This window comes from Bacillus clarus (genome assembly GCF_000746925.1).
Classification (GTDB): Bacteria; Bacillota; Bacilli; order Bacillales; family Bacillaceae_G; genus Bacillus_A; species Bacillus_A clarus.
Window position 1 is genome coordinate 252,796 of sequence record NZ_JMQC01000011.1, and the last position, 26,626, is coordinate 279,421.

At 33.0% G+C, this 26,626-nt stretch carries 28 protein-coding genes and 6 pseudogenes; 10 read left to right on the forward strand and 24 right to left on the reverse strand.

What is annotated here, in order from left to right:
* Positions 1-59: 59 nt before the first annotated feature.
* The 13 genes from DJ93_RS34550 to DJ93_RS29190 all read right to left on the reverse strand — a co-directional run bounded on the left by DJ93_RS34550 (position 60) and on the right by DJ93_RS29190 (position 7,649).
* Positions 60-185 carry a hypothetical protein gene (locus DJ93_RS34550; RefSeq protein ID WP_259300288.1) on the reverse strand — a complete coding sequence of 42 codons (126 nt, stop codon included), beginning with the start codon at positions 183-185 and terminating at the stop codon, positions 60-62.
* A 135-nt stretch (positions 186-320) separates the two neighbouring features.
* Positions 321-536: a hypothetical protein gene (locus DJ93_RS29145; RefSeq protein ID WP_042985072.1), complete on the reverse strand. Its 216-nt coding sequence runs from the start codon at positions 534-536 to the stop codon at positions 321-323.
* A 4-nt stretch (positions 537-540) separates the two neighbouring features.
* A complete protein-coding gene (locus DJ93_RS29150) occupies positions 541-1,845 on the reverse strand; it encodes a DnaB-like helicase C-terminal domain-containing protein (protein ID WP_042985073.1) in 1,305 nt (434 codons plus the stop codon).
* Positions 1,846-1,855: 10 nt separating this feature from the next.
* Entirely contained in the window at positions 1,856-2,596 is a 741-nt protein-coding gene (locus DJ93_RS29155; protein WP_042985075.1) for a helix-turn-helix domain-containing protein, read from the reverse strand.
* A gap of 433 nt (positions 2,597-3,029) precedes the next feature.
* Positions 3,030-3,212 (reverse strand): hypothetical protein, encoded by a 183-nt coding sequence (locus DJ93_RS29160; RefSeq protein ID WP_042985076.1) that lies wholly within the window; start codon positions 3,210-3,212, stop codon positions 3,030-3,032.
* 1 nt (position 3,213) lies between these two features.
* On the reverse strand, positions 3,214-3,414 hold the full coding sequence (locus DJ93_RS29165) for a hypothetical protein (RefSeq protein WP_042985078.1): 201 nt from the start codon (positions 3,412-3,414) through the stop codon (positions 3,214-3,216).
* Between the two features lie 118 nt (positions 3,415-3,532).
* Positions 3,533-3,733, reverse strand: a complete 201-nt coding sequence (locus DJ93_RS29170; RefSeq protein WP_052109797.1) for a hypothetical protein — start codon at positions 3,731-3,733, stop codon at positions 3,533-3,535.
* Between the two features lie 66 nt (positions 3,734-3,799).
* Complete coding sequence (locus DJ93_RS29175; RefSeq protein WP_042985079.1) at positions 3,800-4,522, reverse strand: Rha family transcriptional regulator; 723 nt, start codon at positions 4,520-4,522, stop codon at positions 3,800-3,802.
* A 43-nt stretch (positions 4,523-4,565) separates the two neighbouring features.
* Positions 4,566-4,766 carry a helix-turn-helix domain-containing protein gene (locus tag DJ93_RS29180; protein WP_042985081.1) on the reverse strand — a complete coding sequence of 67 codons (201 nt, stop codon included), beginning with the start codon at positions 4,764-4,766 and terminating at the stop codon, positions 4,566-4,568.
* A 129-nt stretch (positions 4,767-4,895) separates the two neighbouring features.
* Complete coding sequence (locus DJ93_RS34555; protein WP_259300282.1) at positions 4,896-5,018, reverse strand: hypothetical protein; 123 nt, start codon at positions 5,016-5,018, stop codon at positions 4,896-4,898.
* A 162-nt stretch (positions 5,019-5,180) separates the two neighbouring features.
* Complete coding sequence (locus tag DJ93_RS32990) at positions 5,181-5,318, reverse strand: hypothetical protein (protein ID WP_161785284.1); 138 nt, start codon at positions 5,316-5,318, stop codon at positions 5,181-5,183.
* Positions 5,319-6,061: 743 nt separating this feature from the next.
* Positions 6,062-6,556 (reverse strand): DDE-type integrase/transposase/recombinase, encoded by a 495-nt coding sequence (locus DJ93_RS29185; protein ID WP_420911802.1) that lies wholly within the window; start codon positions 6,554-6,556, stop codon positions 6,062-6,064.
* Between the two features lie 298 nt (positions 6,557-6,854).
* Positions 6,855-7,649 carry a 4'-phosphopantetheinyl transferase family protein gene (locus tag DJ93_RS29190; protein WP_042985082.1) on the reverse strand — a complete coding sequence of 265 codons (795 nt, stop codon included), beginning with the start codon at positions 7,647-7,649 and terminating at the stop codon, positions 6,855-6,857.
* A 744-nt stretch (positions 7,650-8,393) separates the two neighbouring features.
* Here DJ93_RS29190 and DJ93_RS29195 point away from each other — a divergent pair.
* Together DJ93_RS29195 and DJ93_RS29200 are read left to right on the forward strand one after the other, a co-directional pair.
* The gene (locus DJ93_RS29195) at positions 8,394-8,849 is read left to right on the forward strand and encodes a DUF5065 family protein (RefSeq protein WP_042985084.1); all 456 of its coding nucleotides are present in this window, start codon (positions 8,394-8,396) and stop codon (positions 8,847-8,849) included.
* A 514-nt stretch (positions 8,850-9,363) separates the two neighbouring features.
* The gene (locus tag DJ93_RS29200; RefSeq protein ID WP_042985086.1) at positions 9,364-9,741 is read left to right on the forward strand and encodes a helix-turn-helix domain-containing protein; all 378 of its coding nucleotides are present in this window, start codon (positions 9,364-9,366) and stop codon (positions 9,739-9,741) included.
* A gap of 80 nt (positions 9,742-9,821) precedes the next feature.
* Here the strand turns inward: DJ93_RS29200 and DJ93_RS34560 are convergent, their stop codons facing one another.
* Complete coding sequence (locus DJ93_RS34560; protein WP_259300286.1) at positions 9,822-9,950, reverse strand: hypothetical protein; 129 nt, start codon at positions 9,948-9,950, stop codon at positions 9,822-9,824.
* Positions 9,951-10,533: 583 nt separating this feature from the next.
* On the opposite strand from DJ93_RS34560, the pseudogene DJ93_RS34965 reads away from it, so the two are divergent.
* The 4 genes and pseudogenes from DJ93_RS34965 to DJ93_RS34575 form a co-directional block, all read left to right on the forward strand.
* Positions 10,534-10,656, forward strand: a pseudogene (locus tag DJ93_RS34965) (hypothetical protein); the annotation flags it as partial.
* Between the two features lie 9 nt (positions 10,657-10,665).
* Complete coding sequence (locus tag DJ93_RS34970) at positions 10,666-10,821, forward strand: choline-binding protein A (RefSeq protein ID WP_196777067.1); 156 nt, start codon at positions 10,666-10,668, stop codon at positions 10,819-10,821.
* 12 nt (positions 10,822-10,833) lie between these two features.
* Positions 10,834-10,908 (forward strand): annotated as a pseudogene (locus tag DJ93_RS34570) (hypothetical protein); the annotation flags it as partial.
* Positions 10,906-10,980, forward strand: coding sequence for a hypothetical protein (locus DJ93_RS34575; RefSeq protein ID WP_259300284.1), 75 nt, complete (start codon positions 10,906-10,908; stop codon positions 10,978-10,980). The pseudogene DJ93_RS34570 and the gene DJ93_RS34575, both read left to right, overlap by 3 nt.
* Before the next feature lie 627 nt (positions 10,981-11,607).
* Here the strand turns inward: DJ93_RS34575 and DJ93_RS29205 are convergent.
* The 3 genes and pseudogenes from DJ93_RS29205 to DJ93_RS29215 form a co-directional block, all read right to left on the reverse strand.
* Positions 11,608-11,973: pseudogene (locus DJ93_RS29205) on the reverse strand (DUF4180 domain-containing protein).
* A gap of 69 nt (positions 11,974-12,042) precedes the next feature.
* Positions 12,043-12,490: pseudogene (locus DJ93_RS29210) on the reverse strand (Rpn family recombination-promoting nuclease/putative transposase); the annotation flags it as partial.
* A 567-nt stretch (positions 12,491-13,057) separates the two neighbouring features.
* On the reverse strand, positions 13,058-13,888 hold the full coding sequence (locus DJ93_RS29215; protein ID WP_042985087.1) for a VanW family protein: 831 nt from the start codon (positions 13,886-13,888) through the stop codon (positions 13,058-13,060).
* Between the two features lie 845 nt (positions 13,889-14,733).
* On the opposite strand from DJ93_RS29215, the gene DJ93_RS31930 reads away from it, so the two are divergent.
* From DJ93_RS31930 to DJ93_RS31935, 3 genes and pseudogenes are all read left to right on the forward strand, one after another.
* Positions 14,734-14,847, forward strand: a complete 114-nt coding sequence (locus DJ93_RS31930) for a GrpB family protein (protein ID WP_241484424.1) — start codon at positions 14,734-14,736, stop codon at positions 14,845-14,847.
* Between the two features lie 71 nt (positions 14,848-14,918).
* Positions 14,919-15,257 (forward strand): YmaF family protein, encoded by a 339-nt coding sequence (locus DJ93_RS29220; protein WP_042985088.1) that lies wholly within the window; start codon positions 14,919-14,921, stop codon positions 15,255-15,257.
* A gap of 154 nt (positions 15,258-15,411) precedes the next feature.
* Positions 15,412-15,937: pseudogene (locus DJ93_RS31935) on the forward strand (DUF2935 domain-containing protein).
* A 112-nt stretch (positions 15,938-16,049) separates the two neighbouring features.
* Here the strand turns inward: DJ93_RS31935 and DJ93_RS29230 are convergent.
* From DJ93_RS29230 to DJ93_RS29260, 7 genes and pseudogenes are all read right to left on the reverse strand, one after another.
* Entirely contained in the window at positions 16,050-18,767 is a 2,718-nt protein-coding gene (locus DJ93_RS29230) for a SpaA isopeptide-forming pilin-related protein (RefSeq protein ID WP_042985090.1), read from the reverse strand.
* Between the two features lie 457 nt (positions 18,768-19,224).
* The gene (locus tag DJ93_RS29235) at positions 19,225-20,331 is read right to left on the reverse strand and encodes a hypothetical protein (protein WP_042985093.1); all 1,107 of its coding nucleotides are present in this window, start codon (positions 20,329-20,331) and stop codon (positions 19,225-19,227) included.
* Positions 20,332-20,369: 38 nt separating this feature from the next.
* Positions 20,370-21,476: a hypothetical protein gene (locus DJ93_RS34315; protein ID WP_042985095.1), complete on the reverse strand. Its 1,107-nt coding sequence runs from the start codon at positions 21,474-21,476 to the stop codon at positions 20,370-20,372.
* Between the two features lie 219 nt (positions 21,477-21,695).
* Positions 21,696-22,370 (reverse strand): response regulator, encoded by a 675-nt coding sequence (locus DJ93_RS29245; protein WP_042985098.1) that lies wholly within the window; start codon positions 22,368-22,370, stop codon positions 21,696-21,698.
* A complete protein-coding gene (locus tag DJ93_RS29250) occupies positions 22,333-23,856 on the reverse strand; it encodes a sensor histidine kinase (protein WP_042985100.1) in 1,524 nt (507 codons plus the stop codon). The genes DJ93_RS29245 and DJ93_RS29250 overlap by 38 nt, the downstream gene beginning before the upstream one ends.
* A 255-nt stretch (positions 23,857-24,111) precedes the next feature.
* A pseudogene (locus tag DJ93_RS29255) lies at positions 24,112-24,428 on the reverse strand (IS66 family transposase); the annotation flags it as partial.
* A gap of 427 nt (positions 24,429-24,855) precedes the next feature.
* Positions 24,856-25,245, reverse strand: coding sequence for a hypothetical protein (locus tag DJ93_RS29260; RefSeq protein ID WP_042985103.1), 390 nt, complete (start codon positions 25,243-25,245; stop codon positions 24,856-24,858).
* An 865-nt stretch (positions 25,246-26,110) separates the two neighbouring features.
* Here DJ93_RS29260 and DJ93_RS29265 point away from each other — a divergent pair.
* On the forward strand, positions 26,111-26,626 hold a 516-nt coding region (locus DJ93_RS29265; protein ID WP_042985105.1), incomplete at its 3' end, for a phospholipase C.

Consider the following 26,626-nt stretch of genomic DNA (forward strand, 5'->3'; position numbering starts at 1 on the left):
GATTTGATTAAAAAATAAAATAATTTTATAATTCACTTCATTTTTTTGAGTCTTTCATCTCATTGATTTAATTTTTTTATCAATTTATCTAATTGTTTTTCACTAAGTTCCCATAGTTGATATTTATTAAATTTGTATATCCCATTCTTAATTAAATACACAATTAACTCATCTTTTTTTCCCATTGATCCTCCTGAACTTAAATACAACCACCATAAATCCTTTTATAATTATATATAAATGTAAAAGGGGGTTCTTTACTATATTCTTCTTAATTTTATGTCCTTTATTTCATACAACTTCCAACACTTATACATTACTTATAAAACAAACGTACGAATATTTCGATTTCTCATATATTCCTTTAAATATTGATTCATACTATGTCTAAATCTTAATTCAAAATAGTAATCTAGGCGACTAACCTGATCTTCAAAAGTCAACACCTTCCGCTCAAACACAAGATATTCAATTAGTAACCAAACACTTACTATTCCATCTTTTTTTGCCTCTGTATAAAGCTCTAATATTGTCATAGCACTAAATTCCTTTTTCAAGGTATATATTTGTTTTTTTAACGAACTGGAATGGTAGTGTTCCCACAAATCCATTTCGATTTTTCGCAATAATTAATTCAACATCATGAATTTCTTCTTCTTGCTGCTCTCTATTAAAATATGCTGGACGATGAGGAAAAATAATAAGGTCAGCAATCTCCTCAATACTTCCTGATTCACGAATATCAGCCATTGTAGGTGCTTTGTCTTGTTTTCCCTCTACACTACGATTTAATTGCGCTACAAGCATGATTGGCACACCATGTTCTTTTTGTATTTCTTTTAGCTGTTTCATAATGTATGTAAATTTGAGATGATTATTTTGAAACGAATCATCTACATCAATATGTCCTAAATGATCTATTGCAAAGAAATGCTTTTTATCAGGATTTTCTTTTACTATTTGACGAATCACTGTTCGAATTTGATTAATATTCTTCTCTGAACGAACATTAATGGAGAGTTCGGCTAATTTACCACATGCCTTGTGATATTTCTCCCAATATTTTTGTTTTCCATAAAAAAATTTATTTGGATTATTCATTATCGCAACAGGAATTTTTCCTTCTGCAGCAATCCATCTATCTATAATCTTATTTTCATCCATCTCACAAGAGAAAAATGTCCCCAGATACTCCTGATTTTGATGTGCTCCACGCCGCATACTTTCCAGTACAAATGCTGTTTTCCCTACAGATGGGCGAGCTGCTACTACTATTAAATCTGATGGTTGCCAACCATCTAAACCTTTATCAAGAGTAGTGAAACCCGTAGGGGTTCCGCTTATTCCATTTAAAGGCATTTGACTATGCATTAGAATACGATTCTCTAATTTTTCTTTAAAAGAAGGCTGTGATTTCATTGTAGTACCTGGAATATTATTAATTTCAGATAAAACTTTGTTAAGTTGTTGATAGCTGTGCGTGAATTTTGATTTTTCTTTAAACACTTCGAATGTATGAAGAGCTTCATTTACTGCAATAAATTCAATCATCTTATCTTCTGTGTATTTAAAATTATGAGTTAAAATCCCTAATTCATATACATTACTTAATGTACTAACTCCACCAAACGTAGCCATCTTATCTTCGCCAATTTGAGAAAGTGAAATCATATCAACAGGTTTGTCATTACTTTGAAGTTCTTTCATTATTTTAAATAAATTTCTATTATATATATTTAAATAATGTTTTGACCTTAACCTTGTTTCATATATTAAACTATTATCATGGATCATCATTCCGAGACTATAGCATTCATTTTCGTAATGCACCTGATACTTATCCACTCAATTCACCTCAATCTAATAAACTATCTATCGAAAAGTTACTTGTTCGAATTACTTTTGTAAATTCATGCTGTTGTTTCAGTTCGATATATTCTAGATAACATTCATTATTGAAAAAAGTAGTGGCATGTTTAATATATCTTGTTTCTACACTATTCCCTTTAATATATTCAGCATATCTTTGTGTTCCTAAGCGTATCGTTTCAATAGAATGCTTCTTAGTAGCCATTTTAAATGATTTATACCCTAGTTTCTTATCAATCTTTTTAGGGTATAGTTTCCACACTCGCTCAAACGAATCCGAATATTCCGTATCTTCATCTTGGATATTTCCTTTTAACTCTAGTTTATTACAATTCGTTTTGTTTGTGTTTCCTTCAGTTACTACCTTTAATTTCTCCAAAATACTCCCTTGTTCTCTTTCCGATACCATCTCTTGCCTTTGTGAGGCACTTGGTGTTGGTAAAAGGTGATATAGATTAGAAAGATGATCTCCCCTATCATCTTTTCTTAACGTCTTAGAAATATATCCCCTCTCTACTAAAATCTTGATACACTCAATAATCTTTTTCTTCCCACACCCAACCTTTTTAGCTAGTGTATTAAGTGATGGAAAAGCTGATTTTGTCTTTTGATTTGCATGTCTAACAATGACAGCATAAGTTTTAAACGCGTAAACATCCAACTCACCATTATCTATAACTTCATTATCTATTATAAAAAAGCCGCCTCGTTTATCTATAAAGTTCATAGATCCCCCTTATCTAACACCATTAAACATAATAGAGATATTCATTTCATTTATCATTCTTAACCAAGAAGACTCCTTCCTCAATTTGTGTGAAGGTGTATCGCACCAACAAATAGGTAGGAGATGAATTGACTTTTTGCATAGCAACACATATTTTTCTGCCGTATAATTTCTTTGTACAGATTTCTCATTAAAAACTGAAGATATGAGGTTGTTGTAGGAAGTCTACAATGGAAAATCTTCAACGCCATTCACACCTACCGAAGTAGAGCGAAACCACGCCAATTAAGAGGCCTGTGAGTCCTATGTACAAATACATTCATTTCACCGTAGGAACTACGGGTTGAGCCTACTAAAATAAATGGTGGATACGCTAGTGTTCGTAGGAATCCCCTACCTCAAGCATAGATAAATGGCGGGTAGTTCAATTAGTTTAAAAGGGATACTCCTCTTCTGTATCCTGCTTACTTAATTCGTACACTTCTTCTAATACTTGTAAACCGTGTTCATATGCAAGAATCATTGCTGTTGAAAATATATCCTGCTGTTGTTTATGTTTATTAATTAATCTTATAAAAATTCTTCTTTCTAAATCGACTTTTTCATCTAAATTCATTTTATTCACCTGCTACTTTCTTTATAGAATAGTTTTCAACATATTGTTTAATACATTCCGTTTCACAATGAAGATAATCTCCATCAAAGTCATAATAATCCTCACCAAAATAAATTTCACCCTGGCAACCTTCGCAATATGCTAGATAATCAGTCTCTCCAGAATTCACACATCGATTGTCTATTATTGGATTGTCTATCACTTTCAATATCTCCTATCCGTTAAAATATCTAGGAACTTATTAATATTCACATTAAATATACGAGATTTGACAATTGAAGAATTGCTATACAATTTATCCCTCTGTTCCAAACAGTGAATCAACTTCCATATTTTCCCTTGCGAAATAAATCCACTAACTGTTCACGGGCCACTGTAGCTCTGGCTAACCATTTCATGTATTCCTCTCTATCTTTCACTTGTAAAGCTGCTACTTGCTTTTTTACTGTGTAATTTAAAAGATACAGCAAATGATTAGCCTCTTCCTCATGATGTGGTAAGATTCCATTTCTGAACGCCATATTTAAATACTCTCCCGTTTGTTTTTTACGTATAATTGAAAGAAATCCTTTGTAAATTCATTTTATTTATGCTGTTGCATTCTTTATATTCAACAGTTTATCGGCTACTCTTATTGCATTTTCTAGTTGATTTGTAATTGCTAAGTATTGAGGAGCTGTTATTCGTTTTATTTCGTTCTTTTTTTTATAGTTATTCATTTTCAATTTTAAGTTTGTCCTATATGCTCTGTTATACACCGATCTAAATACTCTCCATGCTTTTTGAAAACTAATACCTTCACTGAACGCCAGGAGCCGAATCATTTTATTTAAACGTTGTTGTAGACAGCTTTCTGTACTCAGAGTATCAAGACTATTAATACGATGTTCTAGAGTTTTTACTTCTGTCTCTAATTGTTGAATTCTGTGTAAAACCTTCATCGGTATTTTTTTCCGATTCTGATTTTTCTCTTTTACATGCTTAAACTCTTTTAAAAATTTAATCTTCACCTTTAATGCTTCTGCATGTATGTCGTCCATCGGTATACATGCAAATGCATTTTCTGTGAGTGTAAACTTAGGGTAATCTATACCTTTAATTGTATAACTTGACTTGATAAAGTTAGCTTGTGAAAAATCACTTTCCCCAGCTTCACTTAATTTTTGAATGTGATTTACAATAGTACTTATCACAGAATTGTGATCTTTCTTCAACATGTAAGCAACAGTCAAGCTGTCAGTAACAATCGTATTTCCTTCTATAAATACCAAATTATTAACTATATCTTCTCTTCTTTTTGTAACAGCCATATCTATCCCTCCACTTTTATAAATCACAGGTTTACTAATGTTGTTAAAAAAAAAGTTCTTTAGGATCCTCTTCAAGCGCGTTTGCAATTTTTACTGCTAAATCTATTTTTAGTTTTCTTTTATTATTCTCTATGTACCAATAATGCATTTTCGTTATCCCAACTCTATTAGCAACCTCTTCACAAGTCCATCCTTTTTCAATTCTTGTTCGTTTTAATTTTTGCAAGGTGATTACTCCTTCCATTATCCATACTCTTATTATAAGTAAACTTAAGGTTTATTTCAAGTCTTTTTATACAAAATCGATAAAAAAATTTGTCCATAAAATATATATTTATTCCAAAATTTTATTGAACGTATATAGAAAAAATCCCTACTGGATTTTTTCTATATATTCTTTCGACAGACAAACTTTTAGAATATCCTCCGTGTTAATTTTTTTCCCCTCTTTTAACCATAGCTTTACTACTTCTTTAGCTAATTCTTGTTTATTCATCTCAAATCCCCCATATTCAACACATAGTTTGTGATTCCATTCACATTGTTTCGCTTTTTTGTTAAATATATATAAAGCGAATTCCTGTAAAACGTAGGAATGACATCGCTTTATGCAAAACGATGTCATTCTAAGTGTTAATAATTCATGGTATTCTTCGTATTACCAACCACCACCTGGATCATTCATTCTAGCCAAATGCTTCACCTTTTGTTGTGTTATATAATCCGTATTTTGTTCTTTTAATACGAATATGGATACTCCTAATAGAACCACTAGAATTATAAAAAGTTTTTTCAATTTTCCTTACCTCACTTCGACTAGTTAATTCCACTTTCCTTTTAGAACTAAATTATTTAACCATATTCATTTTTCATTCATTAAATTTGCTGTTGGAAAAAGAGCTCTCGCTCTTACCTATTACACTTCTTGCTCCCATATCCTACAAAATAAACAATTTATAGTTTTACCTAACAAATTAACGCTAAGTTTTCCATCCACTATAAACCTCCATATGAATATTTTACCACAAAATAGAACTTGTGTTCTAGTTTTAAATTAAAAATTTCCAGATAAATTTAATGATATTTAGCGACTAGTAAAACGAAGTTTATTCGGAAAAACAATCTAGCACAAATAAAAATGTAAATATATTTATGGACTTACAAAAAAAGAATGAAAATGATTATTGGTCCTTATAGTAATAATTTTACTGTTACATGCAATATAAAAAGTCCTCTTATTTATCAGGATTTTGTAAATATCGTTTGTAATATAGGAAAAACATTCCTTTATATTTCTTTAACAACAAATGAGATGCCATGCTGATTACAGCAACGCCTGTGATAATTGCTATTGTTATAATCTGGACTTTTGTTATTACACTTGTCTACCACATTTACTCCCCTTTAAAAAGTCCATTTTGTACAATAAAAAAAGCACCTTACACAGGTGCAAATTAAAACATAGAGGTAACTACCTCGTTAGTAGAAACCTTCTGTATTCTGAAGTGAACCCCAAAAACGGGACATAGATTAAAACACCTAAACTATCTGTTCTCTATATTCTTTTGGAGACAGGTAGTTTAATTTTTCTTGAATTCGCACACAATTGTAGTAATGGCTGTATTCTAGCACAATCTTTCGCACAGTTGTGTTGGATACTTTTGTTAACTCTTGTGAGTAGAAAGCTTCGCCTTTTAAGTATCCAAAGAATTTTTCCATCACGGCATTATCATGGCAATTTCCTCTCCGGGACATGCTTGTGATAATGCCTTTTTCTTTGGCATATACTTGAAATTCCTTTGCAGTATACATGCTTCCTTGATCCGAGTGAAAGATGACACCTTTTGCCGTTCTCCCTCTTATTACTTTTTTTAATGTCTTCATCGCTAACGTAAGAGTTTGCGATTCACTACTTACACAACTAATAATTTCACGATTGAAGGCATCCATAATCGTACGATTTGAATAGCCCTCTTTTTTCATTTTAATTACTTTCCACTTTATTTTTTCCGGGTAATGTACCCTTTTTTTCATGTACCACTATCCGGGTTCACTTCATAACTAAGGAAGATTTTTATCCTCATGATATCGCATATTATGACTTTATTGTAAGACAAGCAATCAATTCAATAAAAGCTTACTATTACTATTGCGATTAAGCGAATTGTATTTTTCTTTTTATATAGTATATGATGATTCTTCATTGATAACTCATTATAAAGCTATTTTTCATTCTAGTAAGGGTTAATCATGAATCAAGTACAAAAGACACTCTTAAGAGTGTCTTTTGTACTATAAAAACGCTAACAGTAGAATTTCAAATTTCATGATTTTAACTTTTCGTATTCATCATTCTCAATATAGCAATTAAATCTTCTAGACTCAGGTCTGTTCCTTTAGGATATGTGATTGAATTTATATATTGACCAAATATTATAGAAGCTGTGCAGTATTGAGAAAAGTTTTGATAATAACTATATACAACACCATTATGAATCTCAATTTTATTAATTTCATAGATTTCTAAAGGAGTTGTTAGACCCGTTTTTAAAATTTTCGATAAAGATTCCTTAGCAGTCCAAAGAATAGTATATATAGTCTCATCAGGATATGATAGCAACTTAGTTAATCTCTTTTCCCCTACTGTCATTTGAGCTTCCAATATATCTTTGTTATCAATACTAATTCTTTCAATATCAATTCCCATAGGTGTTTCTTCTGAAAAAGCAATGGCAACTCCCAAACTATCGCAATGACTTATACTTACTTGTCCATTCCTTACACTAGAATGGACTACAATTGGTTGATTGAAAATTCCTGGCGTAATTAGTATTTCATCAAGTCCTTGATCTTTAATAAAGACTGAAAGAGCCTTTTTCGCCGCGTATCTACCTGCTAAGTAGCTTTCCACCCTTTTTTCAAACTTAAGCGTAAGAAAATACGCCATTTCATTTGGATGCAAATATTTTACTGTTTCTAAGTATTGATTAATTGATGAAGAATAACATATGCATACATTCGTTTTATACGTTTTATTTTTTTGTTTTAAAACTAGTTCACTAGTAAACGACTGAGGAAGTCGGTTTTCAAATCTTTCATACTCACCCTCAAAATATCTTTCAAGCATATAAAATCCCCTTTACCTTCCAACCTGTCTAACTAAATGACTACAAAAACTAATCCCCTATGATTCCAAAGTTCATCTAACACATTGAATCACTCATTAAATTCCGTTAATTTAATCTCAAAATAATTACCAAAACTTTACGATATTTACTATATATTTGTAATGAAATAATTGTCAAGTTTAAGATTGAATGTCATGTGCACTTAAATTTGTTACTTGCTAATAATGGGTGAAAAATGTTTATCACTTTTCCTTCTTTTTGATATTTTTCGTTACATACATAACATACCTTGCCTTTGCTACTAGAAAATTTCAACGCAACATGTTTTTAATCTATAAATCTTTATCGTTATTTTCATAGAATAACATAATTATGTCTAACCTATATTCTAGATGATCCACTTTACGATACCAATACATAGCTGTACTAATAACCAAAAAATCTTCTTGTTTACTCTCGCATATCTATACTCACTCATACTCATCATATTTCATATTCAATTTCCTCCTCCATTCATGTTTAGTATGCGAATGAAAGAGATGTTTTGTTCCAGTCCCCATAGGAGGGTTCCCTTCAATTAAATTATTATGTATTTCTTGAAGGATAAAATTAACATATAACGAATTTTAAATAATAGATGGAGATAATGATTTAGAAAGGCGACAAAACACTATCTAATGAAACATGTTGAAGCCATCATAAACTACTCAAAAACATTGAGAAAAATTAAAAGGAGAAATAGAATGAGAAAATTTAGCAAAGTAGTATTAGCAGGAGCTTTAGCATTTGGAGGATTTGCAGCTGTTGAATTGATAAAACCAACAACACAAGTACAAGCAGCTATTCAAGATGATTGGCCATTTAAAACATATTTAGAATTACATCATAATATCAATTTAGATTCAAATCTTTCCGTCGGAAATAAAAAACACGGCCAAACAATCACAATCAACGATAGTATTGGGGGTGGAGATGAAGCTACTGTTAAAATTTATCGTGTGTTGGAAGATGGTTCGTTGCATCGCTATAAAACAATTACAGACTCTAACCCAGATGAATATACAGCTACATTTACAACTCCTATCACAACCGCTTATGACCCCGGAACTTATGTTGTTGTGCTGCAATACACTTTTGAATTCGAAGGAAGAATTGGCTATGAGTACTCATATGGTAGTCTATTCCAAATCACTAAATAATAAATTAACCTTAACAAATCACTAAACTACTCAATCGTACCAATAAATATTGGTCGATATATATACTTCTGGAAAATTAGTGACCTTTTTTCGTGCTGAAAAAAATTTGCGTACAGCAATCAATTTCAAGTTAATTAATAAGCTATACAAAGCTCCTTCGGGGGCTTTTATCGTTTTCCGACATTCGTTTCCCACTAAACGACTTTGTTTTTAACCGTAGGTTATTCCACTTCAAACAATCCATGAGGACGTTGAGTGGTGATTAGTTCAAGGGTTAATCACACATTTTAGTTATCCCTACTGTATTGTAAACATCTTGACAAGTTATTCTGTTATCTTCAATTTTTAAAGATAACTAAGTCCTCCATTAATCTTAATTCAAAAACAAGTAAATCTATGATTTATACAAAGGATTTTTTTAAGGATTATAGAAATAAATATCACTTGTAGTAAACGTATTGTTTACTTTATAATTTATTAAGGGATTGGTACTCTCTATAGAGGAGGTTAAAAAATGATTGGAAATATAATCAAAGAGCTAAGAAAAAATAATAAGCTAACCCAAGAGCAATTAGGTAATGCTATTAGAATTTCGAAAATGGCCGTATCTTATTTCGAAAAAGGTAAGAAAACGCCTAGTCGTGAAACATTAGAAAAGATAGCTGATTATTTTAATATTACAACTGATTATCTTCTAGGTAGATCTGATGATCCAGAGCTAACCGAACAAGAATATAAAACTGTAACTGAAGAAGGTAAGAATATTCTAAAGTTAATAGAAAATCTTCCAAAAGAAGAACGTCAAAAAGCCTGGGAACAATTAGAAATGTATGTAAACTATATAAAATCAAAAAAAGTAACTAAGCAAAAAGACTATCTCATTGTCCCATAGCCATCAAGTTAAGAAGATGTATAATTTTAGACAAAAACAGCCACCCTTTCACGAATATCCATGAAAGGATGGCTCTGCCCTCACTGGGCTATCTTTTTTTCTTTGTATGTTTCAAAAAGGCATGCTTTTACAATTTCCTCTGTGTTAATTTTGTTTCCCCCTTTTAACCATAGCTTTACTACTTCCTTAGCTAACTCTTGTTTATTCATCCCAAATCCCCCATGTTCACCATAGAATTTTGTGATTTCTTTCACATTATTTCAGTTTTTTATAATATGTATAAAAAGCGAATCTACCTAAAGCATAGGAATGACATCGCCTCATTCAAAACGATGCCATTTAATACTTCTATAACTCAATATATGCTTCGTATTACCAGCCACTACCTGGATCATTGATTTGAGATAAATGAATGACAACTTTTTTTATTTGAATACTTTTTACCTTTTTTCTACTGGTAAAAAAAACGGACTATCCTAATAAAATTACTAGGAATCCTAAAATTTATTTCAATTAAATACGCCTCATTTCGATTAATAAATTTAATTCTCTATATCTATTGATAATCATGATATTAAAGTAAATAAATTTGACTCTCACTAATTTTTATAGGAAAGATAATTTCTATTTATCACCTTTTCTCATTAATAGGATTAAAAATCATTATAGATGCTATACTCTCTAATACTATTTATCACGTTTATATAAATAGTATCAGCTGATTCCATAAAAATTTATAGTTTTACCTACTTAATTCACTCTAGATTCTCACCGCTCATTAACAACTTCTATATGAATATTTTACCACAAAACAGAACTTTTGTTCTAGTTTTTTGTTATAAATATAACATAAATTTATTATTTTTAAGAAGATATTGGAAACAAATTGATTCAGTGTGGTATTATTTCGAATCAGGAAGTAAGGTGACAGATTGGAAACAGATTGACGGAAAATGGTATTACTTTTATCCTACAGGTGCTATGGTTAACCCAGGTAAAAGAATAATCGATGGAAAAACGTATATATTTGATGAGAACGGAGCAATGCTAACAGGTTGGAAACAGATAGCTTCTGTTTAGTATTATCTAGATGAATCAGGAGTTATGGAAAAAGGCTGGAAACAAATTAATGGGAAATGGTATTATTTTAGCAATTGGGGAGATATGATTGCAAATGGTTCTTACACAATTGATGGAAAAAGTTATTACTTTAATGCTGATGGTTCATTAAGAGAATAGTAGGTAAATATCTTTTCGTTTTTCAGCTCTGTTTTATAGCAGAGCTTTTTATGGTTCTGGTGCAAAAAGTGATAAATTACAAAAAAAGTGAGGATTCCTATCGGAATCTTTCTTTATACCGTTAATCCAAACAATTGGTGGATAAAGATATTCTAATTTTGGACAGACTGATTATCACACGAGGCTTAGAAACATGAAGGGGTACAGCCGAGATACGTGTAATTTTTGGTCATAGGCTGTATTTTATTTCCATCATTAGATTTCGGTGTAACAAAAAGGTGTTTTATGAATACTGTTACAGATGATTTTTGATACAGTATTTTGTTACAACTAATTCAATGGTTAGGACATTTCATATTTTCAAATACAAAACGTAACAAAAACAAACGTTTATGTAACAAATACCCTCGAAAAACATTTTTTCGTAAATAATGTATCTTTGTGACCAAGTTTTACACGTATCTTAGCTGCCCCACCCAAAATAAACAACAATAAAATCATTTAAAAACAATAATCTTCCACAATTATGATTAGTTGTGGAAGATTATTGTTTTTATTAACTGGTTAGTCTAGTATAATACTTACTTTACTCTGCACCTACGGGGTTTAATATACTCTTTCCACCATCTACTTCAACGTGCTTAACTTTTCAATCGCTTGTTGCTCGGTTGGTAAGAAAAAGAAATCGTTTCCGATATTACATTCATAGATGAAATCTTTTAAGCTTTGACTTGAACACGGAAAAATCTCCAATAAATGCAACCTTCACTCGATAATTGATGAACTTCTGAAGGATTTCGCCTGCAAGGCGTGTTTTCAAATCAAAAAACTTTCGCTTAGTAGAGATTTGTTTATAATGATGCGATTGCATCCTGCTTCATATTGTACGGTTGCCATAAGATCCAATGCTGCCTGAACATCACATATTAATATCTTACTGCTTCTCACGACGGCAATATTTCCCCCATCTACTTCTACATTCTCTATATTCATAATCCCTCTCCTAGTCAGCTTACGTATATTCATCATTCCTCGGTAAACCTTCGCATATAATTTTCACAAAAGAATCTTCTGTTGTTGCTGATTCCATAGGATTCCTGTTGTATGAAATGCTTCATATTCTGGAAACATTACAAAGTTTAATAAATTAATGGTGATCGTTTTATTAAGAGAACTATATGGCATCCCTTTTTGTAATTGATATATATAGTCTTCCCCAATAATATAAGCTTCTTTTAATCATGTCATGATTATTATTTAACTGTATTTCTACATTTACCTTTGTTCCTGTATCTAATATTGCTGAAATATCTAAAATAGATAATTTATCTTCTTCATGCTCTCGATGTAAATGTGGATCTGCTATCTGTAGAGAAACAATAGGGGATTCTAAGGAATCTTGCAACATGGCATTTCAAAATGCAACTAGAATATCTTCACTACCATTTGTGCCAAATAATTGTTTAAAGGCAAAATCAATGCGTAAATTTACTAATTGTTGATTGGACACAGGTTTTCATCTCCCTGCCTAATGTTATTTCTTTTTTTATTGTATATAAAAACAATCAGGACATGCAAACAGATTCTCCCCCCTATTCTACATATATAAATCAAATTTCTACATTCATTTTTTGGAACATTAAAAACGTATAATATTATACTGTGATTCCCCTTAAATAATTTCATTTCAAAAACTTTACTTTTTGGGACAGTTTATAAAACAAATGTAGATTTTTTGATCTTTATAATAAATTACACATTTTAATTAAGCTTTTTTGTATACCTATACACATAGGGGTACAGCCAACGCACTAACATAAAACCCATGCTAAGGATTATTTGTACCGTAACAGTAATGTACATTTATGTTATAAATATTATCTAAAAATATTCATTTGAAAGAATCTACTGAAGTAGATAAGTTTGAGAAGGTAACAACTGAAAGAAATAAATTTAGTCAATTCATTTTTAAAAATAAATATATAAATATTAGGTGCACTATTTGTTTAAATAATTTCGGCGCACACAATGACATTATTTTTTGCACCACAACTGGATAAACTACTGGTGTGCCATATTACTCACTTTCCTCATTATTACAAGCTAATAGTGGTTCGTACATCATTATAGCGTGATTCTCCGTTACATATTGATCTTCTATAAACTGCTTCTGTTGATTATATACTCTACGATGAATAACATTATGTCGTATATAACCACCCCAGTATGCAGATTGAATTGAGTTTTCTTTTTCATAGACTTCATATTGATAAAGCTGCGGATAGACAGTTCTCCATTCACCAACTAAGTGCTTATCTGTGATATAAAGGTGAAGTTGATACGATTGGTCCGTTTCATTTTTGATTTGTAAATCCAAATAGTTATAGGAACAAGTCGCTCCGCTTCCAAATGGTTGGGTCCGTTTGGAATCAGGAAAGACATCAAAGCTATGACGATATCGCTCTGTTACTATCAAAGGTGTATGTAAGGTCATCCAATATATTAAATTTGAAAGTTGACAAAGCCCTCCTCCAATGCCTGCTTGAAAAGATCCATAATGTAGTATCATACCTTCTACATACCCTTTCCTCCTCGTAGGCTTACCTATTAAACGCCAGTAAGAGAATGTTTCTCCCGGTCTAATGACGATACCATCTAGCTGTTTAATGGCAATCTTTAAATTAACAACTTTATTCTGTTGATACCACATATCTACATCTTTGAGCTTGCGAAGTAGTATCGTTCGGTGTTGAATCGCTGTGCAGGGTAACTTTTCTTGTTGGAACGTTTTTGTGTATGCTTTTCCGTCTGTTAACCACTGAATGTACCTCTTTGTAGAGTAATACCATGTTCCTAGTCTAATACGATACTTAGACCGCTGTTTAGGACGTAAGTTCACTATATTCATTTTATTTCCTCTCTCCATCGTTTTCATTTGTCACCATTTACGTAATTACGCTCTCAGTCAATTGCCGTATCAACGCTTGGGAATTCACTTAAGTTTTCACTAACCATAGCATACTCTTTCTCCGGCATATCTCTTTTGATAATTTGAAATGTCATTTGGAAGACTCCACTCATTCTATTCTTAATTACTAACACGTTTAAATCTTGTAGTTTCAACTCCTTGAGCTCTTCTTCTGTAACATATTTTCGTCTTAAATCCTGTATTTTTTATCAAACGCTTTCCCTTCATGTTTTCCCTTGCAAATTCCATTCATCTTTTTTAGTAATCTTTTTTGAGTTTTCTCTTTATTTAGTTGCATCCAAAAATCTTTCTTATCTATTTCAGTTAGCTTATTTAAATCTACTTACGATACTTTAATGATTTCTAGCTGCTTTTGGAATATCTTCTGATTTTCCCTCCTTCATTCTTGTATATGTAATCGTACGAAAAGCACTATTATTAACTACCATTTCACTTTCTCAATTAAAAGTTTTCCCGCGCAGAACTGGAATACTAATTATCGCATTCTCTCGTTTTTTAACTAAATTCTTATATATCCCCCTTCAATAAGTTGTACTTTTCCTAGCTGCATAATGACCGCTGTAAATAGAAAAAAGACGCAAAAAAACAGTATATTTAATTTAAAGAGGACCTTATTTTTTCGGATTGCTTTTTATCCATGTGAAACCCTGTTTCAATACGATAAATTTAAATAAACACATTATAAATATAATGGATAACTTTAAACAAAAATTAATGAAAATTAAAGAAATTCTAAAGTATTAATATATTTTTAGTAAATATTATTGTCCATTGAACATGTTGGCAGTATTTCAGTCAATAATCTAAGTACAAAACCTATTATAGATTTAGACCTTGTAATGGAGAACCACAACATGCTTCCAAAAGTTACTCAATAGATAGTAATTATTTTGATAATGAAAGCATATTAGTTATAGATTTTATTTTTTGTATGAGGAGAATGAGGAGAATGAACAGAGTAGGAAAAGCTGATTTTGTTTCTGGATTTGTGCCGAATCATAACCATGGATCAGTGGATTATACATCTGTTGAAGCTGGGCACGTACATCAATGTTTAGATGTCACATCTCCACCGATTTCATCACAGGATGGCGGGCATGTTCATTATACAGAAGGCTATGTTATGTTTGAGGATGGACATACGCACTATTATAAGGCATACTCTGGACCACCAATTCCAGTTGGAAACGGGATGCATGTTCATTATTATGATTTTTATACGACAGAAGATAATGGGCATAAACACCGTATTAAGGGAGTGGATCAACCCGCCCCAGGTAATAAATAATCTTTATGTGAAAAATTCCTGTTTTCTTAAAAAGTCGTTTTTTGTTCGAATCATTAAAAACCTTTAGAAAAATGCTTATACCCTCTACCTATATTATCTCTTTTTTTATATACATAGCAGAGTATAGACTTTCAAGGGTTAAAGAGTGATTCTCATGTCTACAGATCAACCTGTTCCTGGTCATTTTGTTATGGATCCTCAACGTGCGATGCTTCTACCACCTGAATTGAAAGCAGCATTACCTGAATCATTAACAGAACAACTTTTTATTGAAAGATCTTTAACCGAGAATCAATTTTGGTTAAGAATTATGATAGAACATTCCCATTTTACTGCTTCGTTACTCAATCAATCGGAGAGGAATTTAGTTCATACTGCTTCAAAATTTGGTGATGATTTTGAAGTTCTTCTCAACCAGGGTAGGGACATTGAATCAATGCTATGAAAGAACCTACATATCGAATTATTAGAAAAATGAATAAAGATAGTGAAAATGCACCATTGAGTTAAGAAATTTGAAACAGGCTGGATTAGAACTGATTCAAACATGTCAAATTCGAAATGCTATTAATCTGTTATTAGCTAATCATGTTATAAGGAAGGCGGAACATTTCTTCTTTATGATTCATGTTTTAGAACAACGATTAAAGCAAAAACAAGTGGAACAATCTGTACATTAAATCTACAATTATACAAAGCGTTCATAGAATCCTATCCATTTGATCTTTATTATAGAAAACAAATAAGCACACCTTCTTATTTGAACAAGTAGGTGTGCTTATCTTTTAATTTCTATGCATTTTTACGCTTTAAGAATACTACTCCACCAATGACTAATAATAGTGCTCCAGCTGCAATTGAAATCCAACTTACAAGGTTAGTACCCGTTTTCGGTAACCATCCAAATTTTGATTCAACCTCTTTCGTAGGCAGCTGCTGTTCTTTTGGCTGGTCGTTCGGTTTCTCTTTTGAAGGTGTTTTATCTTCTGGCTGTTGTGTTGTACCCGGAGTAACTGGTTTCTTTTGATCTTTTACAGTATGTTTAATGATTCCTCCATCTGTTTTTATCTCAAATGAGAATATTTCCTCATTAATAAGATATCCTTCAGGAGCGATTGTTTCTTTATACGTATACTTACCATATGGTAGTTTTTCAAATTTTGCGATACCGTTTTTATCCGTTTTTCCTTTTACTACTTCTTTTCCTGCTTCATTATAAATCGTAAATTCTGCACCTGGAATTTTATTATTTCCATCTGCCACATCTACTTTTGTAATTTCTAGTGTTCCCGTAATCTTTTTATCTTCTACTACATGTTTAATAATTTCATCGTCTTTTGTAATTTCAAACGAGAATGTTTCTTCATTTACTACATAACCATTTGGTGCGATTATTTCTTTGTACGTATACTTACCAAATGGTAATTTCTCGAATTTCGCGATACCTTTATCATCTGTTTTTCCTTTTACTACTTCTTTTCCTGCTTCATTGTAAATTGTAAATTCTGCACCTGAAAGCTTATTATTTCCATCGGCTACATCTACTTTCGTAATTTCTAATGTTCCTGTAATCTTTTTATCTTCTACTACATGTTTAATAATTTCACCGTCTTTTGTAATTTCGAACGAGAATGTTTCTTCATTTACTACATAACCATTTGGTGCGATTGTTTCTTTATATGTATACTTACCAAACGGTAATTTTTCAAATTTCGCGATACCTTTATCATCTGTTTTTCCTTTTACTACTTCTTTTCCTGCTTCATTGTAAATTGTAAATTCTGCACCTGGAAGCTTATTATTTCCATCGGCTACATCTATTTTTGTAATTTCAAATCCACCTTTGATAAGATGATTAACCGCTAGTAATTCAATAATTTTCCCATGTTCCTTTATTTCGAACGAAATAGGTTCTGTAACAAGAACGTAACCGTTTGGAGAAGCCTTTTCTACAAATGAATATTTACCATATGCTAAATCTTTAACGTTAATTTCACCGTTCTTATCTGTTTTGTATTCACCGATTACTTTACCACTAGCGTCTTTCAGTTCAAATATTGCTCCTTCTAGCTTCTTACTAATATCCTCATTGTCTACTTTTAATAGTTTCACACTGCCTTTAACCTGAGTGTTTTCAACTGTAAAAGTAATTGTTTTATTGTGTTCTTTAATTTCAAATGGATATTTCGTTTTATTTACAATATATCCGTTTGGTGTTTTAGTTTCTAAGAAAAAGTATTTACCATATGTAAGCCCATCAGCCTTAGCAATTCCATTTTCATTTGTTACTACTTTTTTAACTTCTTTTCCGTCTTCAGAGAAGACTGTGAATTCAACCCCAGATAAAACTTTACCTGAATCACTTAGCTTTTTAATTTCGATATTACCTTTTACTTTATTGTTAACGACTTGAATTTCCCCAGTTTCGCCTGTTTTCACTTCAATAGTTTGTGGTTTATCACCTGACACATATCCTGTTGGTGCTTTGATCTCTTTTATAATATAAGTACCGATAGATAAATTATTCAGTTCTGCAATCCCATCATTATTTGTAGTGATTTTACCAACGGACTCGTTATTTGCATTAAACACTTCAAATATTGCACCAGCTAGCAATTCACCATTTTCTCCAACTTTCTTCACTTTTAAAGAACCTGCAGCTTCCCAATTTACAGCAAGATCACTACTAAGCTTTTCCTCGTTTCTTTCTAATAATACCGTAGCATTCTGAACTGTATCAGTTCCGCGATAAGCGATTGCTTGAACTTTAGTCAAATTAGCAGACACACTTAAGTTAAATTCACCCGTTTTTGTGTTTTTAGGAATTTGAATACGGAATTTTTCACCGACAGAAAGTTGATCTTTCACTTCACCATTCTCACTTACAATTTTCACACCATTAGGAGCCGCTTTTGTTATAACTTTATAAATGCCGCTTTTTGCATTCGTTTGAACTGTATATAAATTTGTTTCAAAGAAATCCCCTTTTAATTCCGCCTTTTGCTTTTCAGCTGGAATAACATTCATAAAAATATCTTGTGTATCTTCACTTCTGTTAGCACCATCAATAATAGCCTTAACCGCTTTTTCTACATTTTTATTCGCATGTTTTAACTCATTTACATCGATTTGTCCTAAAGCATTCCATACAGCAAGTTGGGTTGCATAATGTGCCTCTTGTATATTCGCAACTCCTAACTGTTCTGCACTCTTTTGCGGGAAACCATTTAATAATACTCGATATACCACATTATCGGTTTTCCCCATTTCAGGTAGATCTTCTCCATTTGGTGATTTTAATCCTAGAGTTAAGCAATATGCAATCTGACCACTTGAATTTTTAATCATTTCAGTTCTAATATACTTTACAAATTGATTACTATAACTCCAATCCATCGAATACTTTTCGTGAGTCATAACTTCTGCACTAGCCCTTGGTAGAAACACATTAAGGAATAATGCCAGTACTGATAATAATGTAAAAACTCTTACGATAACTCTTTTTCCCAATTTTGAAACCTCCCTAAATTAACTTGAGTTTTCATTGTAATATTTAGAATAATCACAATAAACCCAATTACCATTATAAAACAAAAAATTACAAATATTAAATATTTTTGTCAAAATCGTCAAACAAATTACATATTTTGATATTTTTCAAGTTTTAAAATAAATTAATTATATACAAACTCCCAAAGGTGTCTATAATTAACAAACTAGTATGTATGTTAAGGAAGTGAATACCGAGTTCTTTTTGCTCAAGTTATTAATCCTCTATCCTATAAAACTGTTACTGTATAAAACGTCGTTCCAAAATTTGTTGAATTATTTAAAACGTAAAAGAGCTTTGTTTTCCTGTAACTCCGTATTTATCCTGCTATTCGCGGGCAGTAAGCCCACACCTCAAAATTCAGCAAAAGCAAAGAAGTTAAGTGGGGGATGGAGAAAATCCCCACTGATTAAAGTTTCACTTTATAACCTGTTTGCAATATTTACACATACCACGTCTCCGATAATAGTAAGCAATCGTAGCACCAAACAGAGCCAATCCCCAAATGGGCCATAATAATTCTGGACCTTCCAATGCCCATCCCCTATGATCTAGGCCTCCTTTATTAATAAACCCCCGGATGTACATCAAGCCAGCTGAAGTAACCATTATGGAAACCAGTGAAGCAGGTATAATGGCTAATGAAAGAGGTACACGTCTACCAGCAATAAACGGAAACCAACGCGGGAAAATTTCTCCCCAGGGCTGAATAAGTCCCAGCGTAAGAATTGCCCCTCCGAGAGCTACGGTAGCCAAGGATGCGCCCATTAACCAAATTCCAGGTGAATCACGCTCAAAGGAATCAAGCAATTCTTTGGTAGTCCCCAGTGAAATACCTATCGCCCAACACCATCTTGTTATGGAATAACAGATAGGAATTATTATGGCAATGTAAGTACACCATTTCCCCCAAGATGCTGCTGAGGATTGTGATGTCCATTTTGAGTGATTACTATTTCGGCCACAATACGAACAAGCATTTCGTGTTTGACGTTGATAGACTAGGGCAGTTGCACTCCATAGAAAAGCTCCTAGCATACTTATATATTGATTTATAATCGTCCAATACATCATCTGTTCAAAAAATTTAACTCCATGCGGAAAATCAAATGGCGCTCCAATCAAAAAGATAAACCCATATGCTGCAGACGCTAAAACACGGTAGTCAATAACCGCAAATAATAAAATCGCTACTAACATATACACAAATATGAGTAATACTACTCGTAACAGGCCCTTGCCCCAGCCACGGATCATCATGACAGCTACAATGACCCCAAAAAATCCAAAGCCAACCATTATAGGTGCACCAGTTTCAGGCTTCAAACCAGCTAGCATTGAGTATTCAGATTGTGGATCCCCTATTCCAAATGGAAACCCCTTTCCTCCCAATGCCCAATACTGGCCTAATATCAAATACATCAACGACCAAACAACTGACGTATAACCAATCCATTTGGGCCATAATGATAACCATCTAAAAATATGAATTCCGTTTTCGCTTTTCTTCTCAGTATTTGACATCGCGAAAGAACAACTCCTTTTTTTAGAAAGTGATAATGCTAGAACCTTCTACAATATTTACACTGCCCTCGCCTCCTTTGACAGTAAGAAATAGTCGCTAGCCCTAATGCTATTCCCCATGGAAGCCAAAATAGTGATGGCCCTAATTCTCCCCAATTTCCAGTATTGATGGAACCGTCCGAAATTTTCGAAATGATAATCGGGCTTATTTTTAATCCTGCAAGAATGAGGAGAACAGATGCACATGTTGCTGGTATCACCGCGAACCAAATAGGAACGCGTTTTCCACCCAAATAATAGAACCAATGAGGAAACCTTTCTCCCCATTTTTGGATAAGCCCCAATGTCAGAATAGCACCGCATATAGGTAATCCACCCAGAACAGCCTCTATCATACGTTCTGCAAGTGACTGGTTACTAATTGTCGTTGCTGCTGTATTGCTCATCCCCAATGGGATCCCTGCAGCCCACGTTAAACGAACAATCGCATAAGGAAGTGCCATAACGATAGCAATATAGGTCGCATATTTCCCAACTTTATTTCCGGCAATTGATTTATCTTGAGTCTCTTTTTTTCGCCCACAAATCACACATGCTCCTCTGCTCCGCCGCTGATAAGTTAAAGCTGTCGCTCCCCATAAAAATCCTCCTACCATACATAGAAGTTGATTTATGACAGGCCAATCGATAAGTTGAAAATATAGCATGAATGAATAAGCGAAATTCTGTAATACCCGGACATCGGGAATCACAAATACTAAGGTGATACACATTATCCATGCGAAGATGAGCAGGATTGCACGTGGAATTATTTCTCCCCATATTCGGATTGTAGCCAATGCAACGATTGATCCAAGCCACCCGATGCAAGCAATTGTTATTCCTCCCACATCTGATTGTATATTTGGTGAAAATGATCCCATCATAAACCCTCTGGGATCATTTTCACCAAAAGGAAATCCCGCGCCTCCTAAAGCCCCATAAGCTCCCATAAACCCGTAAGATATGGACCAAACTGCAGTTATATAGGTAATCCACCGATACCAATTTGATAGTAAAAAATTCCGCTTTTCCACCCTGTCTTTCAATGTACCTTGTGAATCGTGATCTTTCGACCGTCGTATATGATTTAACTTAAAAACCATATTCTTCACCTCCCCAGTGTATATTGATGAATAAGTTCATATTATGATAAGAAAGCTAATTTGAAACGGATCCATAGAACTGTTTATAAACAGTTCTATGGATCCGTTTAGTGTAGAAATTCCATAATTACATTTGTAAGGTAACAACCTGGAAATATTGAAAAATAAAAATACCAATTCCGCATAATGGAATTGGTACAAAAAATCTTCTAATCTATATTAATCATTTTTTTCCTGATTCGAACGCATAAACCCTTGTTCCCAGGCAAAAACAGCAGCTTTCGTACGATCAAGCATATGGAGCTTACTTAAAATGTTACTAACATGTCCTTTAACTGTCTTTTCACTAATGAAAAGCCTTTCAGCAATTTCAGCATTCGTGAGTCCCCTAGCAATCAATCTTAATACTTCTAATTCTCGCTCACTTAGCTCGGAAAACGGATTGGGAGATACCTGTTTCGTAGCACGAATCTCATTAACAACCCGTGCAGCCACCCGTGGATGCATAATGGATTCACCTTGTACACCTCTCCTTACTGTTTCAACCAATTGATTAGGCTCAATGTCTTTTAGTACATATGATATTGCTCCTGCACGTAATGCTGGAAAAATGTACTCATTCTCATGATAAGAAGTCAACACAATTACTTGAGAATGAGGACTAACTTGCTTAACTCTTCGAATCGCCTCTACACCATTGATACCTGGCATCACTAAATCCATTAGTATGATATCTGGTACAAGTTCAGTAGCTAGAGCCATAGCACTTTCACCATCTTCTGCTTCTCCAACTACTTGAAATTCAGGTTGAATTGTAAATAGAGCATTCAATCCTTGTCTTACAATGGCATGATCATCAACAATTAAAATCGAAATCGGATCTTTCTTCCCCATTTTCTACCACCTCTTCTAAATTGCAATTGGCATTTGGCTTGTTACCTTCTTGACTATCTGGTTGCTTACATTGAACAGTAATTTTCACACCTTTCTCCATCTCGCTTTGGATATCAATGTACCCCTTTAGCATATGAATCCGTTCACGCATAGAAGACAACCCTACACCTTGTCGATCTATCCTTTGAATATCAAACCCGCAACCATTATCATAAATAGAAAGAGTTACAACTTCTTCACAATCTAGATGAATTATTACCTTATTTGCCTGACTGTGACGTGCAACATTATTCAGTGCCTCCTGTGTGATACGAAAGAATGTCTCTTCAATAATGGGGGATACTTGTCGCTGTCCACTTATCTCCAAATTAACTTTGATACTAGTTTGTTCTTGCCACCTCGTCGTATAATCCTTTAATGCATGTGCTAGATCTTTCCCCTCAAGTGCAACAGGACGTAATTCCTGAATCAATGCACTTAACTCACGCTGCGTTTGATGTAACACATTTTCTGCTTTTAACAAATGCTCTTTAGCGTTGTCTTCGTCTTTTCCAATAAGGGATTTACTAGTATTCAACCAGATTGATGTAGCAAATAGTTGCTGCTTAATACTATCATGTAGCTCACGAGCTAATCGATTACGTTCCTCTAGTGTAGCTAAATCTTGACGGACTTTAAATAAGGTACGTAGTTGTTTCGCCATCTGATTCAGCTTACGTGCCAACTGCCCCAATTCATCCTTTGAAGGATCTTGCACAAATGTTGTGAAGTCCCCATGACTCCATTGATCTGTAGAATTTAATATTTTTCGGATACGACGAACGAGGCTTCGAGATGTAATAATTCCAAAAGTAATACCAACAATTGCTGCACCAATAAAGAAAGCCAAAATACTAAATCCAAAAAACTGAAAGGTAGCCTCCCAAAAATCAAAGAGAGAAAAATGTATGTTTTCTGCTTTAACCACTAATACCCCAAGAACATCTTTCTCATTTGCTAATGGAGCAACAATATATAAAATCTCATCTTTATAGTAACTATATGTTTTTAATTTACGCGCTTCAGATGGTTTCAGTGACAACGCTGTATATATATGCTGATCAACTTTCGCTGGAAATTCTGCTTTAAAATCAATAAACTGAGGCACATCCTCTCCAGCACTTGTAAGTAATTTCCGATTAGAATCAATGACCGCAGAAAATCCATCGAATTTAGTCCCTACTTCAATAGGCCAATCTTCTAAGGCTTTCTTCAGTTGATTTTGATTAATAAATGGTCCGTTAAAGTTAGAAGATATATTTTGGGCTTGTATACTGATCTGTTGTTCAAACATTCGGTCCGCATTATATTTCACTAAACTAAGTGAAATAAAAAAGCCCATCACTTCAAGTGTCAATAGTACGCCAATGGTTGTTAATACATAAAACAAAGTCAGTTTCCACTGCAAACGGTGGAAATGTCGGACAAAACGAGATAGAAATTTCATGTTCTTTCCTTCCTAATTGAAAATGTAGTAACCATCGTATTGTTCAACTTTTACTAAAATCTCCCCTCTACTATATGATATATTTTGTAACTTAATATTCCTCCCCTCCAGAAGCTTCTTTATATAATCCATTTTTAATTTTTCTTGATAAACCAAAGATTTCCTGGCATACTCTTAAAATTATCTGTGCACGAATATATCCTCTCCATAAACGTCAAGTAACTCCAACATATACAATAAAGGTTGATTTTAGAGTTACTTTTTGTTTGCTTCACTTTTTTTCGGTACTTTGCAACTAGGTGGTAAATCCATTGACCACGGCAAGACTTTATCAATTTCCTCTTTATTGTTTAAATCGATATTTGGGAGCGTTTCAAACAAATAACGAGGATAATGATAGGGACTTAAATTGTTCTCTTTTGCAGTTTCAACCACACTATACATAATGGCACTTCCTCTAGCACCTCGCGATGTATTGGAGAACATCCAATTTTTTTCACAATTACAAACGGTTTAATAGAACGTTCACTTCTGTTGTTATCGATTTCTAAACGATCGTCTAATAAAAAAGCTCTCGAACTCAAGTAATTTAGTTCAAGAGCTTTTTTATTTACATTTTTCACATGGAACCTTCTTCTCCCTATGAATCCTTCTCAACAACAAGATCGAATGCTAAAAAGCACTTCCGATATCTAGTGCAAGGTAACTAAAAATACCATAGCAAAGCCATAATACAGAATAAAAAAATTAAAATATGCGTTAAAACAAGGTGATCAAACGCCTCATTTATAATCCCAGAGAATAAGGTAACCTTTCTTCCTAATAGATTCAGGATAACAAATATCAGGAATTGTCGCTCCCAAAATGGATGATGTGGTTAACAGAACTATATTGGGATTTATTTCTAAATATTTTTGTAAAACTAAAAAAGGACGGTCTCTATCGCTATATGAATCGTATCTCTCTCCCTCAGCTTTTCATCCTCATTTATGTACTTTCTTAACCATTTGCAAATACATAGTATCCTTTTTCCCAGCGTTCTTTTAACCACCCCAACTTAAATTCCATGCTCGGTTCATAGGTAACAGCTGCTTCCATAAGACTAAATTCCTCTAGAATTTCCAAACATCTCTTTGGATTCGTAAGCGCGCGTATAAACTCAACATCCTCATCCTCTAAAAAGTTCCATATAATTCCCTTAAAACTAATTGGGAGCAGTTCCAATATCGTATCTCTACTCAGTCCCGATGATTCAAAAAAATCTTGAAGGTAGGATAAGGATAAATATGTCCATGAAGTACTTTGATACCCCTCTCCAATATTTAAATTCTTATAGATATCAGTACCATTAACTTCAGTATTTTTTATTGCTTCTATTCCCCATTTCATCTTTTCCCCTCCGAAATTATTGTCTCCTAAGATAATAAACAAGTATTAACCTAATACTTTCCATTTAAGGTTCATTATTAGAATAGATATCTTCAGCTCTATTTTTCAAATAATGGATTTAGAAATAACCTATACAAAAGGTACTAATTATCATTACAGGAAAATTGCAAAAAACTGTAATTCCTGAAACCTCAAAGAATAGTAAAACTACCATATTTACGCATGATTCCAGTCGCCTTCATAAATTCCTTCCTCCTAATAGATTATTAATATCACTATCTATATTTTACCATTAAAAGCTATAAGATTGGTTTCGAATCACACCTCCCTATTTTTGAGTTTCCATTTGTATTATCATGACTTCCCTCAATATGCGCATATCCCATGTGCGGTAGGATAAAGGTATTGGGTTCAAATTCTTTCGTATAAGACTCTAAGAATCCGTTGTATGTGAGTCTATTGCAATAACTTATAATATCTTTTACACAACGTCGATGCTCTTTTAAGAACATGCCCGGTTCTAATGATCTCTACTCTACACTTTAATGTTCTTTAAGCTATTTTCTTTGGAAAGTATTATTGCCTCTTCTTCACTTACTTTTTAAAATGAAATCTTGTAATGAAAGATAAACAATCTCCACAAAAATTCCCTTTATCTGTAATTATTGTATCACGATAATTTGGATCAAAAGAAATAAAATGATTTTGTTCTTTTACATATTATACATACATTAACCGCAATGTAATCTCGGATTAAAATATGTAATTTTACATATAAAGAAAAAAGAATCTACTTCCTTACTAGTCAATGCTAAGATTGTACATGAGGGTGATGTTAGATTATATGTCAAATGGAGGAATATTTATGAAAAGAAAAATTGTTGCTTTAGCTTCAGTAATTGCTTTATCAGCCCCTATTCAAAGTGTGGCGTTTGCACATGAAAATGACCATCAACATGGGATATCCTTTGGTCATAAATGGTCCGCGGAAGCCATACATGATGAAGGAGTAAGTACTCATTTATGGATTGTAAACAGAGCCATTGAAGTTATGGCCCAAAATAAGACTGTTGTGAAGCCAAATGAGATATCTCTATTAAATGAATGGCGTGCTAATTTAGAAAAAGGCATTTACTCTGCTGATTATGAAAATCCGTACTTTGATAATGGCACATTCGCTTCACACTTCTATGATCCTGATACAGGAGGTACATATCTTCCACTTGCCAAACATGCAAAAGAAACAGGAGCAAAGTATTTTAAATTAGCTGGTGAAGCCTATCAAAAGAAAGATTTGAAAAATGCATTTTTCTATTTAGGATTATCACTTCATTATTTAGGAGATGTTAATCAGCCTATGCATGCAGCAAACTTTACTAAC

Bases quoted from the DNA above. Each gene is read 5' to 3' on its own strand.
- DJ93_RS34550 (WP_259300288.1), bottom strand. From the start codon at position 185: ATGGGAAAAAAAGATGAGTTAATTGTGTATTTAATTAAGAATGGGATA.
- DJ93_RS29145 (WP_042985072.1), bottom strand. From the start codon at position 536: ATGACAATATTAGAGCTTTATACAGAGGCAAAAAAAGATGGAATAGTA.
- DJ93_RS29155 (WP_042985075.1), bottom strand. From the start codon at position 2,596: ATGAACTTTATAGATAAACGAGGCGGCTTTTTTATAATAGATAATGAA.
- DJ93_RS29160 (WP_042985076.1), bottom strand. From the start codon at position 3,212: ATGAATTTAGATGAAAAAGTCGATTTAGAAAGAAGAATTTTTATAAGA.
- DJ93_RS29170 (WP_052109797.1), bottom strand. From the start codon at position 3,733: ATGGCGTTCAGAAATGGAATCTTACCACATCATGAGGAAGAGGCTAAT.
- DJ93_RS29175 (WP_042985079.1), bottom strand. From the start codon at position 4,522: ATGGCTGTTACAAAAAGAAGAGAAGATATAGTTAATAATTTGGTATTT.
- DJ93_RS29180 (WP_042985081.1), bottom strand. From the start codon at position 4,766: ATGGAAGGAGTAATCACCTTGCAAAAATTAAAACGAACAAGAATTGAA.
- DJ93_RS34555 (WP_259300282.1), bottom strand. From the start codon at position 5,018: ATGAATAAACAAGAATTAGCTAAAGAAGTAGTAAAGCTATGGTTAAAA.
- DJ93_RS29185 (WP_420911802.1), bottom strand. From the start codon at position 6,556: ATGAAAAAAAGGGTACATTACCCGGAAAAAATAAAGTGGAAAGTAATT.
- DJ93_RS29190 (WP_042985082.1), bottom strand. From the start codon at position 7,649: ATGCTTGAAAGATATTTTGAGGGTGAGTATGAAAGATTTGAAAACCGA.
- DJ93_RS29195 (WP_042985084.1), top strand. From the start codon at position 8,394: ATGAGAAAATTTAGCAAAGTAGTATTAGCAGGAGCTTTAGCATTTGGA.
- DJ93_RS29200 (WP_042985086.1), top strand. From the start codon at position 9,364: ATGATTGGAAATATAATCAAAGAGCTAAGAAAAAATAATAAGCTAACC.
- DJ93_RS34560 (WP_259300286.1), bottom strand. From the start codon at position 9,950: ATGAATAAACAAGAGTTAGCTAAGGAAGTAGTAAAGCTATGGTTAAAA.
- DJ93_RS29215 (WP_042985087.1), bottom strand. From the start codon at position 13,888: ATGAATATAGTGAACTTACGTCCTAAACAGCGGTCTAAGTATCGTATT.
- DJ93_RS29220 (WP_042985088.1), top strand. From the start codon at position 14,919: ATGAACAGAGTAGGAAAAGCTGATTTTGTTTCTGGATTTGTGCCGAAT.
- DJ93_RS29235 (WP_042985093.1), bottom strand. From the start codon at position 20,331: ATGTCAAATACTGAGAAGAAAAGCGAAAACGGAATTCATATTTTTAGA.
- DJ93_RS34315 (WP_042985095.1), bottom strand. From the start codon at position 21,476: ATGGTTTTTAAGTTAAATCATATACGACGGTCGAAAGATCACGATTCA.
- DJ93_RS29245 (WP_042985098.1), bottom strand. From the start codon at position 22,370: ATGGGGAAGAAAGATCCGATTTCGATTTTAATTGTTGATGATCATGCC.
- DJ93_RS29250 (WP_042985100.1), bottom strand. From the start codon at position 23,856: ATGAAATTTCTATCTCGTTTTGTCCGACATTTCCACCGTTTGCAGTGG.
- DJ93_RS29260 (WP_042985103.1), bottom strand. From the start codon at position 25,245: ATGAAATGGGGAATAGAAGCAATAAAAAATACTGAAGTTAATGGTACT.